The sequence below is a fragment of the Gordonia sp. OPL2 genome (assembly GCF_003797825.1).
GTDB lineage: Bacteria > Actinomycetota > Actinomycetes > Mycobacteriales > Mycobacteriaceae > Gordonia.
The window spans coordinates 77474-92196 of sequence record NZ_RKME01000001.1 but is presented as its reverse complement, the minus strand read 5'-3'; the positions used below and the strand labels follow the sequence as shown (position 1 = coordinate 92196).

Here is a 14723-nt window from a genome sequence, read left to right as displayed (position 1 = left end):
GGACGCCGACGACCCCCCTCCCGGCACGCCCGCCCCAGCAGAACGCCGCGCCTCGGGCCCGGTCCGCCCGGCAGCCGGCACCGGTCGATCCCCGCACGGCGAGCCCCGGGATGTCCGCGTCCGGGAGATCCGCCCCGGGGGCGTCGGCCACCGGGAACCCTGCCTCGGAGTCCGGCGATCGCGACGACGCCACCACCGATCACGATCACAGCGCCTCGTCGGACCCCGGTCACGACAATCCGATCGACGTCCCCCACGAACCCGGGCCGCCGGTCCTGCCCAATCTGCACGTACTCGTGTGGCGGACCACCAAGAAGGCCTGGGACGACGGCATCGTCGGCTGGGCGGCGCAGGCCGCCTTCTGGCAGGCGCTGTCGTTGCCGCCGCTGATCCTCGGGCTCCTGGGCAGCGTCGGCTACGTGTCCGGCTGGTTCGGCCCGGACACCGTCGACGTCATCTACGACCGGATCATCTCGTTCGCCAACCGCACCTTCTCCGAGAGCGTCGTCACCGACCTCATCACGCCGACCGTCGACAACGTGCTCGGGCGCGGACGTGTCGGGGTCATCTCGGCAGGCTTCCTCATCTCCCTGTGGGCCGGATCGTCGGCGGTCTCCTGCTTCGTCGCATCCATCGTGCGCGCCCATGATCAACACGAGGTGCGGAACCCGGTGTGGCAGAGGATCTTCGCGTTGCTCCTCTACATCGGGTTCCTGCTGGTGTCCGTCTTCGTGCTTCCGCTGGTCGCGCTGGGACCGAATTATCTGCACGAGATCGTGCCGGACTCGTGGGACCCGATCATCACCAATCTGATCGACTACGGCTATTTCCCGTTCGTCGCGGCGCTGCTGCTGATCGTGCTGACGACCCTCTATCACCTGGCGCTGCCGAATCCCCTGCCGTGGCATCGCCTGGTCGGCGGAGCCATCGTCGCCGGGGTGTTCTTCTGGGTGGCGAGTTACATCCTGCGCATGTACCTGACCGCGATCACACGGGCGGGCTACACCTACGGTGCGCTCGCCACACCCATCGCGTTCCTGCTGTTCACGTTCTTCCTCGGCTTCGCGATCGTCGTCGGCGCGGAATTCAATGCCGCGGTGCAATCGCTGTGGCCGGCCAAACCGTCGCCGACGACCCAGGTGCGCGACTGGGTCTCCTCGCAGACCTCCGATTTCACCGGACAGCTCAAGACGCTGCCCGATCGGCTCGCCACCGGGCCGATACGCCGGGGCCGGACGACCGCCGAGTCCGGGCGGCCGACGAAGCCGCGCGACCACCCGGACCCCTGAGGGTCACTCCTTGCGCATCCGCGCGTAGATCTTCTTGCACTTCGGGCAGACCGGTGAGCCTGGTTTGGCCGACCGGGTCACGGGGAATGTCTCCCCGCACAACGCCACCACGTGATTGCCCATGACCGCGCTCTCCGCGATCTTGTCCTTCTTCACGTAGTGGAAGAACTTGGGGCGATCGTCATCACCCTGGTCGGTGCTGTCGGCATCGGGCCGTTCGTCGACATCGGTCTTCTCGTCGAGGTCCGGCCGCTCGATTGTCTGAGTTCCCATACAGACCATTGTGCGTCACCACAACGCCGAAAGGGGGACCGCTCCGAATGACCTCTGTGAGACATCACCCGGACGGTTCCCTGTGCAGGGGGCGCGAGTGCATCCGTGACATCGAAGTGGGATGGTGGAGACATGGGCAGAGAAGGATCTACGGGGCACGGAACCGACCCCGAAGCCTTTCTGATCACCCACGCGCAGCAATCGCTGGAGGATCAGCACCGCACGCGTGTGCGCAAGTACTTGACGCTGATGGCTTTTCGCGTCCCCGCCCTGGTGATCGCCGGGATCGTCTACAGCTCGACCGGTTCGGGTCTGCTCGCCCTGGCGATCGTCGCCGCCTCCATCCCGATCCCGTGGATAGCAGTGCTCATCGCGAACGACCGGCCGCCCCGCAAGCGTGGCGAGGTTCCCCAGTACAAATACGGCGCCGACCATTCCGTGGTCGGCCCGCCGCCCCTGGGCGGCCCCGGGCCATCGTTGGAGTCGCGGATCGTCGACTCGACGGCAGAGCCATCCGACGACGTCCGTCGCGACGAGCACGACCGTCGTTCCCGCTGACCCACACTCTCAGCAACTTCTCATGTACCCGGCTGCACTCGCCGGCGTATGCGCAGGTCAGCGACGGCGAACGCGACCGCGGGTCGAGGTGTCCCGGGAACTTTCGCCCACCTGTTCGCGTTGAACCCCTTGAACGCACTCAAGTCAGGAGGCCGAATGTCACGCTCGACAGTTTCACGCCCGACCACGACTACTGGATTCACCGATGATCCCGCCCGGACCCGCCCCGCGATGACCGAACAGGATCTCGACGCCCAGTCACCGGCAGCCGACCTCGTCCGCGTCTATCTCAACGGCATCGGCCGTACGGCCCTGCTCAACGCCGAGCAGGAGGTCGAACTCGCCAAGCAGATCGAGGCCGGGCTCTATGCCAAGCACCTCCTGGCGACCAAGAAGCGGCTCTCGGCCACCAAGAAGCGCGATCTGGCGATCATCGTGCGCGAGGGTGAGTACGCCCGTTCGCATCTGCTGGAGGCCAACCTGCGTCTCGTCGTGTCGCTCGCGAAGCGCTACACGGGTCGCGGCATGCCGTTGCTCGACCTGATCCAGGAAGGCAACCTCGGCCTGATCCGCGCCATGGAGAAGTTCGACTACGCCAAGGGTTTCAAGTTCTCGACGTATGCCACGTGGTGGATTCGTCAGGCCATCACCCGCGGCATGGCCGATCAGAGTCGCACGATCCGCCTTCCCGTCCACCTGGTGGAGCAGGTCAACAAGCTGGCGCGCATCAAGCGGGAACTGCATCAGCAGCTCGGCCGCGAGGCGACCGACGACGAACTGGCCAACGAGTCCGGCATCCCGGCCGAGAAGATCGCTGATCTGCTCGACCACAGCCGCGACCCGGTGAGCCTGGACATGCCGGTCGGAAGCGACGAGGAGGCCCCGCTCGGCGATTTCATCGAGGACGCCGAGGCGACCTCGGCGGAGAATGCCGTGATCGCCGGCCTGCTGCACTCCGACATCCGGTCGGTGCTGTCGACGCTCGACGAGCGTGAACAGCAGGTCATCCGGATGCGCTACGGTCTCGACGACGGCCAGCCGCGCACACTCGACCAGATCGGCCGCATGTTCGGTCTGTCGCGCGAACGCGTGCGCCAGATCGAACGTGAGGTCATGGGCAAGCTGCGTCAGGGGGAACGCGCCGAACGTCTGCGCGCCTACGCCAGCTGATGATCTAGCATCGCGGTGTCCGCCGGCGTGTGCCGACGGAGCACCGTCTGATCACCCCAGTCGTCTCGGCCCGGTGTCCGCTCGTGTGGGCACCGGGCCGACACGTATCAGGGCGTTGAGGACCGAGACGCCGTCCGGCGACGCCAGGATCGGGTCACACAGCACCTCGCGGACCTCCGGGATGTCGTCGACGAGGGTCGAGATCCGCAACAGCAGATCGGCCAGTGCGTCACGGTCGACCGGCGGCTCCCCCGCATAGCCTGCGAGCAACGGCGCCGACCGCGGCTCGTCGACGAGTTCGGCCGCGTCCAGCGCCGACAGCGGTATGGCGCGGTATCCGTGATCGCCGAGCAGATCGAACGTCCGTCCCGACAGACCGAACGAGATCAGCGAACCGAACGACGGGTCGTCGCGCACCCGGATCATGGTCCCGATCCCCTTGGGAGCCATCTTCTGGACGTGCAGCACCCGATCGCCGGTCAGATCTGTCAGTTCGGTGAACGCGGTCACGACGGCGGTGGCGTCGGGCAGGTCGAGTCGCGCTCCCTCCCGGTCGAGCCGTCCGCGCCAGGTGTCGGAGGTCGCCTTGACCGCCACCGGGAAGCCGAGGTCCCGGGCCGCCGCCGACGCCTCGTGCATGGTGCTCACCTCGCGGAACGGCACGATCGGGATGCCGTACCAGCCGAGCAGCGTCGCCGATTCGACATGCCCGAGGGTCTGTCCGCCCTGATCGGCCGGAGTCTGTGTCCCCGGGTGTGCCCCGCCGGGAACGTCCATCGCCTCGCGCACGAACGTCCGCGCGGCTTCGGGATCCGTGCCGTCGGGTCGATGGATCTCCGACTCGGGACGCCGGCGCCAGCGGGCGTACTGCCACAGCCGTGCCAGCGCGTTCGCGGCTCGTTCCGGGCTGCCGTAGGACGGGATCGACCCGGCCTGTGGGAGACCGTTGGGTCCCGGCTTCATCAGTCCTGGCGGAATGCCTTCGACGGCGAGGAACGTCGTGACGATGGGTTTCGGTCCATCGGCGGTCGGTGTGTTGGCGGCCGCCATCAGCGCCCGCGCATGCCAATCGGCATCGACCGCGACAGGCGGCACGAAGACCACGATCACCGCGTCCACGGACGGATCGGCCATCGCGTCGGTGACCGCAGCCTCGAATGCGTCCTCGGTGGCGCCGGCTCCGAGGTCGATGGTGTCGATGACCTCGAGGCCACCTCCGCGGGCGGTGTCGGCAGCCAGGCTGCCCAGGACCGACGAGTTGCCGATGATCCGCGTCCGCGGTCCACGAGGAATCGGCTGATACGCGAACACCGTTGCGCAGTCAAACAATTCGGAGATGGTGTGCACCTGGATCACACCGGCCTGTTCGAGCACCATCTGGGCGATCTGGTCGTCGAGACTCGAGGCCGACGACCGCGCCGCGCGTGCCGCGGTCATCGCACCCTTGCCGGACTTCACCGCGACGATGGGTTTCGACCGCGACACCCGGCGCGCGATCCGGGAGAACTTCCGCGGATTACCGAAGCTCTCCAGGTAGAGCAGCACGACATCGGTGGAGGTGTCCGAGTCCCAGTACTGCAGGAGGTCGTTGCCGGACACGTCGGCGCGGTTGCCCGCCGAGACGAACGTGGACAGACCGATCTGCCGGCGCGCGGCGGTGTCGAGGATCGCGATGCCGAGGGCACCGGACTGGCAGAAGAACCCCACGCGGCCGGCCGCCGGTATGCGGGGCGCCAGCGTTGCGTTCAGCGCCACATCGGGATCGTTGTTGGCGACCCCCAACGCATTCGGCCCGACCAGACGCATGCCGTGCTCGCGAACCTGGTCGACGAGCCTGCGTTCGCTCTCCAGTCCTGCCTCCCCGGCCTCGCCGAAGCCCGACGAGACGACGACGAGCGTACGGACTCCCTTGACCAGGCAGTCGTCGAGGACGTCGTCGACAGTCGCCGCGGGCACAGCGACCACCGCGAGGTCGACCGGGTCGGGGATGTCGCGGACGGTGCGGTAGGCGCGGATACCCCGGACCGACGGTGGGCGCGGGTGGCCGCGACGTTGCGCGGGCGTGGACCGCGCCGGACCGGGACCGTGCGATCGGGCCGCCCCGTCGGCCTCCTCCGCGGAGGCGTCGTCGGCGTCGTCGGGGGCGCCCGGACCGTTCACCGGGAACACCGGCCCGGTGAATCCTCCGGCGATGATGTTGGCCAGCAACGCGTTTCCGACCTTCTTGCGATCGGTGGAGGCACCGATCACCGCGACCGACGACGGGCGCAGCAGATTGGCCACGCTGCGCGCCTCCGACGCGCGTTCGCGGGCGTTGCGCACCGACGTCATCGCCTCGGTCGGGTCGATCAGGAACTCGACGTGCACGGTGCTGCCGTCGAAACTCCGCGAAAGCTGGTAGCCCGCGTCGCGGAACACCGCGACCATGTTGGGGTTCTCGCTGAGCACCTCGGCCTCGAATCGGGTGAAACCGTTCTCCGCCGCGGCGCCGGCGAGATGCTCGAGCAGTATCGGTCCCAGGCCGCGTCCCTGGTGGTCGTCGGCGACCACGAACGCCACCTCCGCTGACTCCGGTTTGCCGTCGAACTCGAGACCCTCGTACAGACCGATCGCGATGATGTCCCCACCGAGGACGGCGACCAGGGCGACCCGCTTCTGGTAGTCGACCGTCGTCATCCGCGCCACCTCGCGGGGAGGGAGGGTCGGTGTGGGGCCGAAGTACCGCATGTAGCGGGTCCGTTCCGACAGACCGCCGTGGAAGCGCACCACCCGGTCGGCGTCGTCGGGCACGATCGGCCGCAGGTGCACGACACCGCCGTCGGACGCCAACACGTCGGCGATCCAGTGCCGCGGGTAGTCCCACGGTTCGCGCGGTTGCGGCTGCTCGGCGATCGGCGCGCCCTCTGCCGCCGGTGTCAGGTCCTGATCAGTCACGCGGGTCCTCCGGATCGAGACCGTGCAGCGGGTACACCGCACGACGGGTGGCCAGGATGGCCCGGTCGGTCTGGCGTTGGGCGGAGTCGCTGATCCCCTCGGGCGGCGGCTGGCCGGTGTCCCCGTCCCAGGCCACGAAGTCCACGTCTCCCCCGTCGCCCATGACCGCGACCGGCGACTGCGCGTACTCCGAGTGCACCTGCTCGGCGATCTGTTCGGCCGTGGCGCACCAGGAGTCGTCGATGGCGGTGTCGACATCGACATCGCGGTCGAGGACGACGGCGAGCAGATGCGCCCAGCTGCGCGGCACGACGTTGACGACTCCGTAGCCGCCTCCCCCGACGGCGATCCAGCGCCCGTCGCAGTACTTCTCGGCGAAACCCCGCATCGCCTGCATGGCCGCCCGCTGCCCGTCGACCGTCAGTGCGAGGTCGGTGAGCGGGTCGGCGCGGTGGCTGTCGACGCCGCACTGACTGATCAGGATCTGCGGGCGGAACTGCTCGAGCACCGACGGCACGACCGCATGGAACGCCCGCAGCCAGAGCCGGTCGGTGACGTCGGGCATGAGCGGCAGGTTCACCGCGCTGCCCTGTCCCGCATCGTCGCCGACCTCGGTGGGCCAACCGGTGCCGGGCCACAACGTCGCCGGGTGCTGGTGCAGCGAGACCGTCAGCACACGCGGATCGGCGGCGAACGCCGCCTGCACACCGTCACCGTGATGTGCGTCGATGTCGATGTAGGCGATCCGGTCGAATCCGTTGTCCAGCAGCCAATCGATCGCGATCGCACAGTCGTTGTAGATGCAGAATCCGGCCGCGCGGGCACGCATCGCGTGGTGCATCCCGCCGCTGATGTTCACCGCCCGGCGCACCGAGCCCGAACCCACCGCCTGCGCGGCGGCGAGTGTGCCGCCGACCAGCAGTCGAGCGGCCTCGTGCATTCCGTCGAACACGGGGTTGTCGGCGTCACCGAGTCCGAAGAGGCGTTCGAGGAGCGGGCCGGACAGCGAGGCCGTGCCCGAGCCGACGGCGCGGACCGCGTCGATGTAGTCGGTCGAATGAACGACGGTCAACGCCGAGTCGTCGATCTGGAGGGGCGCCCGACTGTCGACGCCGTCGAGGACACCGAGGCTCTGGGCCAGCGTCATCGTCAGGGCCAGCCGGACGGGGTTCATCGGGTGGGTGTGTGCCCACTTGTAGGACAGGAAGTCCTCGCTCCAGATGACTGCCGCCGCCTCGTCGCCACTTGTCCGCGTCACGAACCCAGGCTAGTGGGTCGCCGGGCGCGCCGACGACGTTCACGGTCCGCCCACCGTGGACGGGCGCGTCCCCGGCCGGGACCGATGACGCGGGCCGCGGATCCCGACAATTCACCCGACGCGACGACACATGGGCAACAGATTCCAGGTGCTGGTCAAGGTACCCTTGGGCATAGACGAAGGGACTGCGCACAGTGAACGATCTTGTCGACACCACCGAGATGTACCTGCGGACGATCTATGACCTCGAAGAGGAAGGGATCGTCCCCCTCCGCGCACGCATCGCCGAACGGTTGGAGCAGAGCGGTCCGACCGTCTCGCAGACGGTCGCGCGTATGGAACGAGACGGTCTGCTCCACGTCGCCGGAGACCGGCACCTCGAGCTGACCGACAAGGGCCGTGAGCTCGCGATCGCGGTCATGCGCAAGCATCGGCTCGCCGAGCGACTGCTCGTCGACGTCATCGGCATGCCGTGGGACGAGGTCCACGAGGAGGCCTGCCGCTGGGAGCACGTCATGAGCGAGAACGTGGAGCGTCGTCTGCTCACCGTTCTCGACAACCCGACGACCTCCCCCTACGGAAACCCGATCCCGGGGCTCGAACTCCTTGGCGCCCAGCAGGCCCCCCTCGGCGACAGCGCGACCCGGCTCTCCGATCTCCCACAGGGGGATCCGGTCGTCGTGATCGTGCGCCGGCTGTCCGAGCACGCCCAGTCCGATCACGCACTCATCAGCGACCTTCGCGACGCCGGTGTCGTCCCCAACGCACGAGTCACGGTCACCCTCACGCCCGGCAAGGCCGTGCTGAGCTCACCCGGACACGACGGTCTCGAACTGTCGGACGAGATGGCGCATTCGGTGTTCGTGGAGAAGGTCTGATCGACCGCTCTCAGCCGGCGTCCCGTTCGAGGGTCGGCGCCGGCAGTGGCACACCGAGCCGCTCGGCGATGTCGTAGCAGTCGTCGATCATGTCGTCGAGCAGTCGTGGGGCGAGTCCGCCTCGCAGCGCACTGTCGAGGAGGGTGGCCAACGACCAGCGGGGGTCGGCACGCAACGCGTGATCGAGTGCCACGCCCGCATGCCCACCCTCGCCGTTGATGTAATGCAGGTGCGCCAGCATCGTCGCCGCGCTGGCCTGCGCTGAGCCGCGGAGCCGGCGCGCGAGTTCACGCCAGAGCGACTCCGCCGCCCCGCGCAGATCGGTGACCGCGAAACTCAGTGCGGCGTCCCGGACCGGCAGCCGGGTCAGTGCGACACCCAGACGGGTCACCTCCGCACAGCCGAGATCTGCCGCCTCGTCGGGTCGTCGCGGACCCGAGGCCACGATCACCTGGTGGACGACGACGCGCAACAGGGTCGCATCATCCATCTCGTCCGCATCGTCGACGCAGGCTTGTCCGGCGGCGTCGTCGAGATGTGGTCCGGTGCAGTGCTCGAGCGGGGCGAGCATCGCCTCCATGTCGGAGCGACGCGCGAGCACCCCATGTCCGGTCCGCACGGCTCGCGCAAGTGCGGTCGGACTCGACTGAGGGTCGCCCAGGCGCCCCCGCGTCGGGGCGTCGCCCGCGATCGGGATGACCGCCCCGGGGCCGCCGGGCTCGCGGCCTGTTTCCCAGACGGTGAGCCAGCGACCACCCTCTGCCAACTCAGGGACAACGAAACCTGTTGCGATCCCGCCGATCTCGGCGAATCGACGGTCGGCGATCGCACACACCCGCCGATACCTGAGGTCGGCGGCGGGGAACCTGTCGTCGACGATCACGAGTACGGCCGCCCGCACGTCGTTGCGCACGCAGACGTCGGCGAGGCTGCTGAACAGCTCGGCGAGGGCCGGGACCGGCTCACCGTCGCCGTCGACGACGAGGTCATGGCGCATCGCGGTCCGCACGATGCGGGGGTCGTCGCCGAACGCCAGGATCACAATCGAGCGGTCGGGGATGAATCCGAGCAGCCCCGGCACAGCGGTCAGCAGGCCGGTGGGGGACAGCGGGCGGGCACTGGGAATGGGTGACATGCCCGAATCGTCGCGGGCGGGCCGGCCGCGTCCGCCGTCATCGACCCGTCACGGGCGGGTTGTGCACAGAGCCCGAACACTCCACAGATCTACCTGCACCGATGCGTCGCGAGAGCGCGAGACGGCTCAGCCGAAGGCGGCGTCGACTGCCGCGTCGAACAGTGCGTCGAGTTGGGCTCCGGCCTCGGGTGACATCGCCTCGCCACCCTGCTGCCGGTAGTCGACGAGTACGCGCACATCCTCACGTTGCGCCATGAGCGTTGTCGTCGACGTGATCATCGGCGCCGCTCCCGGCCCGCCTGTGGAGATCGTGCGGCGGATCGCCCCGGTCTGCACCGCGTCACGGCCGGGTGCCGGGACGACCTCGGTGGTCACCGCCGACTCGGCCGTGGGCACCGAGCCCGATGTCGTGTGCGGGCAGCGGCCCGCGAGTTCGGTCACATCGTCGACCGTGTCCCCGGCATGAGCGACCGCCGAGGTGAAGGTGGCTGTCGGGGTCGTCGGCGAGGGCCCGACGAGCACGACCGCACCGTCGGACGGAACGGCGACGGGAGTGCACTCGGCCGGGACCACCGACCCGTGCAGCGGACGTCCGGTGAGGTCGGCGAGGGCGGCGGGGACCGCGGGGGCCGGGACCCGGCTCGCGGTACCTCCGGGGAAATCGCGGGGCGACACGGACTTCTCCGCGAGATCGCCCGCCCCGGCCGTGGCCTGCCCGTCGACACTGCACCCGGACAGTGCAAGACACAGCGCCACGACCACGAACGGCACGAGAGCGACTCCCCGACGCGCTCTGAGGCGTTCTGTTCCGGTCACAAGGTCCCACTGTGCCACCGCCGGGTCACCATCACGCGCACCGACACCCAGCGGTATCGGCGACCCGGGCACGAGCGGCGGGAATCGACCCCCACCGATCGTTGTTGAACTCACCGATACCGCGTCAACCGGGGGAATTGGCCTCGGACCGCTCTGATGCGGGAGAATCTTCTCCACACGACACCGAGGAGGGACGACTCATGGACGACAAGTCCGTCGAGCGCAGTTCGCTGTACTCACTCGAGTTCCCCGCACCCCAGGTCACCGACCACGAGGGCACCGGCCCCGTGCTGGTCCACGCGTTGAACGGGTTCGCCGACGCCGGCCATGCGGTCGCGCTCGCCGCCCAGCACCTGCGGGATGCCCTGGACTCCGAACTGGTGGCCACGTTCTCCAGCGACGAACTGATCGACTATCGCTCGCGTCGGCCCACCATCAGCTTCAACGGCGACACGTTCACCGACGTCGAGATGCCGTCGTTGACCATGCACGCCATCCGCGACACGGCCGGACGACCGTTCCTGTTGCTCGCCGGGTCCGAACCCGATCTGCGCTGGGAGCAGTTCGTGGAGGCCGTCCGTGGCCTCGCCGAGCGCTTCGGCGTCACCGACGTGATCGGACTGAACGCCATCCCGATGGCGGTCCCGCACACGCGGCCCCCGTCGATCACCGCCCACGGCAGCGAGCCCGAGCGTCTCGGTGATCTCCCGCGCTGGGGATCGGCGATGAAACTGCCGGCCAGCGCCTCGATGCTGCTCGAGCTCCGCATGAGCGAACACGATTACCGCGCCGCCGGACTGTCGGTCCACGTGCCGCACTATCTGTCGCAGGCCGATTACCCGGCGGCCTCGGCGCGACTGCTCGACGCCGTGGGTGAACTCACCGGCCTCGAACTGCCGATCACGGCGCTCGACAACGCGGCGGCCAAGGTGCGGACGCAGATCGATGCCGAGGTCTCCGGCAATGCGGAGATCGAGTCGGTCGTCACCGCGCTCGAGGCGCAGTACGACACCTTCACCCAGGCTCAGGAAGAGCGTGCGTCCCTGCTGGCGGCCGAATCCGACCTGCCCAGCGGAGAAGAACTCGGCGCCGAACTCGAGAAGTTCCTGGCCGAGCAGATGCGTGACGGTGGCGAGGACGACGACCGGTTCGGGACCGGTCCGTTCGGCGGGCCGGACGAGCCAGGCGGTCCCCCATCACCGATGTGACCGCCGCCGGTGAGGTGTACCTGACACCGGCCGCCGACGAGGACACCGCCTTCGAGAAGTTCACATCCTGGTGGAACGACCGCGGCATCGAGCTCTACCCCCATCAGGAGGAGTCACTGCTCGAGTTGATCTCGGGCGGCAACGTGATCCTCGCGACCCCGACTGGGTCGGGCAAGTCCCTCGTCGCCTCGGGGGCCATCTATTTCGCGCGGTGCCGGGGCGAGCGCGCCGTCTACACCGCACCCATCAAGGCTCTGGTCAGCGAGAAGTTCTTCGAGTTGTGCGCCACCTTCGGCGCCGAGGACGTCGGCCTGCTCACCGGCGACGCCGCCGTCAACGCGAATGCGCCGATCATCTGTGCCACGGCGGAGATCGTCGCGAACCTCGCACTGCGCGACGGCCCGCGCAGCGACATCGGCATGCTCGTCGCCGACGAGTTCCACTACTACGGCGAACCCGACCGCGGCTGGGCGTGGCAGGTGCCCATCCTCGAACTCCCCCACACCCAGTTCCTGCTGATGTCGGCGACACTGGGCGACGTGTCGTTCTTCGTCGACGACCTGGGGCGGCGCACAGGGCGGCCGACGACGGCGATCACCGGCACCGAACGTCCGGTGCCGCTCGAGCACAGCTACGCGATCACACCGATACACGAGACGATCGAGGAACTGATCGCCGCCGGCCGTGCCCCGATCTACGTCGTCCACTTCACCCAGGCGGCCGCCGTCGAGCGGGCACAGGCACTGCTGTCGGCGAAGATCGCGGACAAGGCCGAGCGAGCGGTGATCGCCGACGCCATCGGCGACTTCCGCTTCCACACCGGATTCGGCTCGACCCTGTCGAAGCTGTTGCGCGCCGGGATCGGCGTCCATCACGCCGGCATGCTGCCCCGCTATCGACGGCTCGTGGAGCGGCTGGCCCAACAGGGACTGCTGAAGGTGGTCGCCGGGACCGACACCCTCGGCGTCGGCATCAACGTTCCCATCCGCACGGTGCTCTTCGCCTCGCTGAGCAAGTACGACGGCACTAGGGTGCGGCGTCTGCGCGCCCGTGAGTTCCATCAGATCGCCGGCCGGGCCGGCCGTGCGGGATTCGACACCGTCGGCTACGTCGTCGCGCAGGCCCCCGAGCACGACGTCGAGAACGCGCGGGCTGTCGCGAAGGCGGGCGACGACCCGAAGAAGCTCCGAAAGCTGGTGCGCAAGAAGCCCCCTGAGGGTTTCGTGTCGTGGGGCGAGAAGACCTTCACGCAGTTGATCGACGCACCCGACGAACCCCTGCGATCCCATTTCCGGATGACCACCGCCATCCTCATGGAGGTGCTGTCGCGACCCGGCGACTGCTTCGCCGCGATGCGTCACCTGCTCGAGGAGAGTCACGAACCACGCAATCGCCAGCTGCGTCATATCCGGCACACCATCGAGCTCTACCGCGGCCTGCGCGAGTCGGGCATCGTGGTGCAGCTCGACGCCCCCGACGAGGACGGCCGCAATGTCCGGCTGTCGGTGGACATGCCCGAGAACTTCGCGCTCACCAATCCGCTGTCCTCGTTCGCCGTCGCCGCCTTCGAGATCCTCGATCCCGACTCGGCCACCTACCCTCTCGACGTGGTGTCGATCCTGGAGTCGACGCTCGAGGACCCCCGTCCGCTCGTGTTCGCGCAGCGCAAGGCCGCCCGTGACGCAGCGCTGGCCGAGATGAAGGCCGACGGGGTCGAGTACGAGGAACGCATGGCCCGCCTCGAGGAGATCACGTGGCCACGCCCGCTCGCGGATGAGATCGAGTTCGCCTACGGCGTCTATCGCCGCGGGCACCCGTGGGTGTCGTCCTATCCGCCCTCCCCGAAGTCCGTGCTGCGCGAGATGCTCGAGCGCGCCATGACGTTCAACGAACTCATCTCGGCCTACGGACTCGCCCGAAGTGAAGGCGTCGTCCTGCGCTACCTGTCCGACTGCTATCGCGTTCTGCGGCAGGGGCTGCCGAACACGGTGAGCACGCCTGCCGTCATCGAGATCACCGAACAGCTCGGCGAGACCGTCCGCGGGGTCGACTCCAGCCTCGTCGACGAGTGGGAAGAGCTGACGCTCGCCGGCAGTTGACGCATGTCGGTTCGGGTCTCGCCGGCACGGCAGACGATCCGTGGCAGCTCGACAACTTCGGCGCTTCCGTCCAGGTCACTCAGTCACGCCGCACCGCGCCCGTCCCGTCGACGATCTCGGAGATCACCCCGGCCAGGGTCCGGTAGGAATCCGCCCGGCCCGCCGACTCGCGGAACACCAACCCGACCCGTCGACCCGGTCGCGGACGGGCGAAGGTGGCGGTGGCCAGGGAGCCACCGTCGGTCTCGGTTGCCACCGCCGTCTGCGGTATCAGGGTGACGCCCAGCCCACCTTCCACACACTGCACCGCCGTGGCGAGCGAGGCCGCCCGCGTCTGACCGAGTTCGGGTGCGATACCGGCCAGCCGACACACCTCCAGGGCCTGATCTCGCAGGCAGTGCCCTTCATCGAGGAGAAGCAGCGGCAGATCCGCCAACGACGCCGGATCGACTCGGCGGCGGCCCGCCAGCGGATGCCGGGCAGGCAGCGCGAGCACGAAGTCCTCTGTGTACATGGGGATCTCCATCATCCCGCGCTCGGCGGTGGGCAACGCCATGATCGCCACATCGAGTGATCCGTCTCTCAGCTGACGAAGGAGCCGCACGGTCTGGTCCTCGACGATCTGGAGGGAGAGCGACGGCAATCGTTCACCGATCCCGCGCAGCACGATCGGCAGGATGTACGGCGCCACAGTGGGAATGAGCCCCAGTCTCAGTCCGCCCACCAGCGGATCCCCATGGCCCGACGCCTCGGCCACGAGGTCGTCGACGGCGTCCACCGCCGCGATCGCCCTGGGCAGCAACCGCTCTCCTTCCGGTGTCAGAAAGACACGCCGCGTGGTCCGCTCCACCAATTGCACCCCGAGTCCCGACTCGAGCGCACTCAGTGCCTGCGACATCGTGGGTTGGCTGACATCGAGATCTTCAGCGGCAGAACCGAAGTGGCGACGTTTCGCGATCGCGACGAAAGCCCGGAGACCGGTCACCGACGGCTGATAAGTTCCATTGGGCATGCCTATCAATATAGTGCCTATCATCACGTTTCGCTCTAGCCCAGAATCCGGCACGATGGTGCATGTCTGATGACGAATTCCTTCGCGCACATG

12 protein-coding genes are annotated in these 14723 nt (G+C 68.4%); 6 read left to right on the top strand and 6 right to left on the bottom strand.

Annotated elements, in window-relative coordinates:
* The first annotated feature begins 110 nt into the window (after window positions 1-110).
* The gene (locus tag EEB19_RS00425) at window positions 111-1289 is read left to right on the top strand and encodes a YihY/virulence factor BrkB family protein (protein ID WP_187582130.1); all 1179 of its coding nucleotides are present in this window, start codon (window positions 111-113) and stop codon (window positions 1287-1289) included.
* 3 nt (window positions 1290-1292) lie between these two features.
* Here EEB19_RS00425 and EEB19_RS00420 read toward each other — a convergent pair whose 3' ends face one another.
* Window positions 1293-1562, bottom strand: coding sequence for a DUF3039 domain-containing protein (locus EEB19_RS00420; RefSeq protein WP_187582128.1), 270 nt, complete (start codon window positions 1560-1562; stop codon window positions 1293-1295).
* Between the two features lie 132 nt (window positions 1563-1694).
* On the opposite strand from EEB19_RS00420, the gene EEB19_RS00415 reads away from it, so the two are divergent.
* Both EEB19_RS00415 and EEB19_RS00410 read left to right on the top strand, forming a co-directional pair.
* A complete protein-coding gene (locus EEB19_RS00415) occupies window positions 1695-2120 on the top strand; it encodes a DUF3099 domain-containing protein (protein ID WP_187582127.1) in 426 nt (141 codons plus the stop codon).
* A gap of 156 nt (window positions 2121-2276) precedes the next feature.
* Complete coding sequence (locus EEB19_RS00410) at window positions 2277-3290, top strand: sigma-70 family RNA polymerase sigma factor (protein WP_187582124.1); 1014 nt, start codon at window positions 2277-2279, stop codon at window positions 3288-3290.
* A 51-nt stretch (window positions 3291-3341) separates the two neighbouring features.
* Here the strand turns inward: EEB19_RS00410 and EEB19_RS00405 are convergent, their stop codons facing one another.
* Both EEB19_RS00405 and EEB19_RS00400 read right to left on the bottom strand, forming a co-directional pair.
* Complete coding sequence (locus EEB19_RS00405) at window positions 3342-6224, bottom strand: bifunctional GNAT family N-acetyltransferase/acetate--CoA ligase family protein (RefSeq protein ID WP_187582122.1); 2883 nt, start codon at window positions 6222-6224, stop codon at window positions 3342-3344.
* Window positions 6217-7482: an acetoin utilization protein AcuC gene (locus tag EEB19_RS00400; RefSeq protein ID WP_262365345.1), complete on the bottom strand. Its 1266-nt coding sequence runs from the start codon at window positions 7480-7482 to the stop codon at window positions 6217-6219. The genes EEB19_RS00405 and EEB19_RS00400 overlap by 8 nt, the downstream gene beginning before the upstream one ends.
* Window positions 7483-7676: 194 nt before the next feature.
* Here EEB19_RS00400 and EEB19_RS00395 point away from each other — a divergent pair, with 194 nt between their 5' ends.
* Window positions 7677-8360: a metal-dependent transcriptional regulator gene (locus EEB19_RS00395; protein ID WP_187582120.1), complete on the top strand. Its 684-nt coding sequence runs from the start codon at window positions 7677-7679 to the stop codon at window positions 8358-8360.
* Between the two features lie 10 nt (window positions 8361-8370).
* Here the strand turns inward: EEB19_RS00395 and EEB19_RS00390 are convergent, their stop codons facing one another.
* Both EEB19_RS00390 and EEB19_RS00385 read right to left on the bottom strand, forming a co-directional pair.
* The gene (locus EEB19_RS00390) at window positions 8371-9495 is read right to left on the bottom strand and encodes a DUF4192 domain-containing protein (protein ID WP_187582118.1); all 1125 of its coding nucleotides are present in this window, start codon (window positions 9493-9495) and stop codon (window positions 8371-8373) included.
* A gap of 126 nt (window positions 9496-9621) precedes the next feature.
* Window positions 9622-10266: a hypothetical protein gene (locus tag EEB19_RS00385; RefSeq protein ID WP_187582116.1), complete on the bottom strand. Its 645-nt coding sequence runs from the start codon at window positions 10264-10266 to the stop codon at window positions 9622-9624.
* A 245-nt stretch (window positions 10267-10511) separates the two neighbouring features.
* On the opposite strand from EEB19_RS00385, the gene EEB19_RS00380 reads away from it, so the two are divergent.
* Together EEB19_RS00380 and EEB19_RS00375 are read left to right on the top strand one after the other, a co-directional pair.
* A complete protein-coding gene (locus EEB19_RS00380) occupies window positions 10512-11519 on the top strand; it encodes a PAC2 family protein (protein WP_187582114.1) in 1008 nt (335 codons plus the stop codon).
* Window positions 11516-13618 carry an RNA helicase gene (locus EEB19_RS00375; RefSeq protein ID WP_187582112.1) on the top strand — a complete coding sequence of 701 codons (2103 nt, stop codon included), beginning with the start codon at window positions 11516-11518 and terminating at the stop codon, window positions 13616-13618. Before EEB19_RS00380 ends, EEB19_RS00375 begins: the two co-directional genes overlap by 4 nt.
* A gap of 79 nt (window positions 13619-13697) precedes the next feature.
* On the opposite strand, the gene EEB19_RS00370 is transcribed toward EEB19_RS00375, so the two are convergent.
* Window positions 13698-14630: a hydrogen peroxide-inducible genes activator gene (locus EEB19_RS00370; RefSeq protein WP_187582110.1), complete on the bottom strand. Its 933-nt coding sequence runs from the start codon at window positions 14628-14630 to the stop codon at window positions 13698-13700.
* Window positions 14631-14723 lie beyond the last annotated feature (93 nt).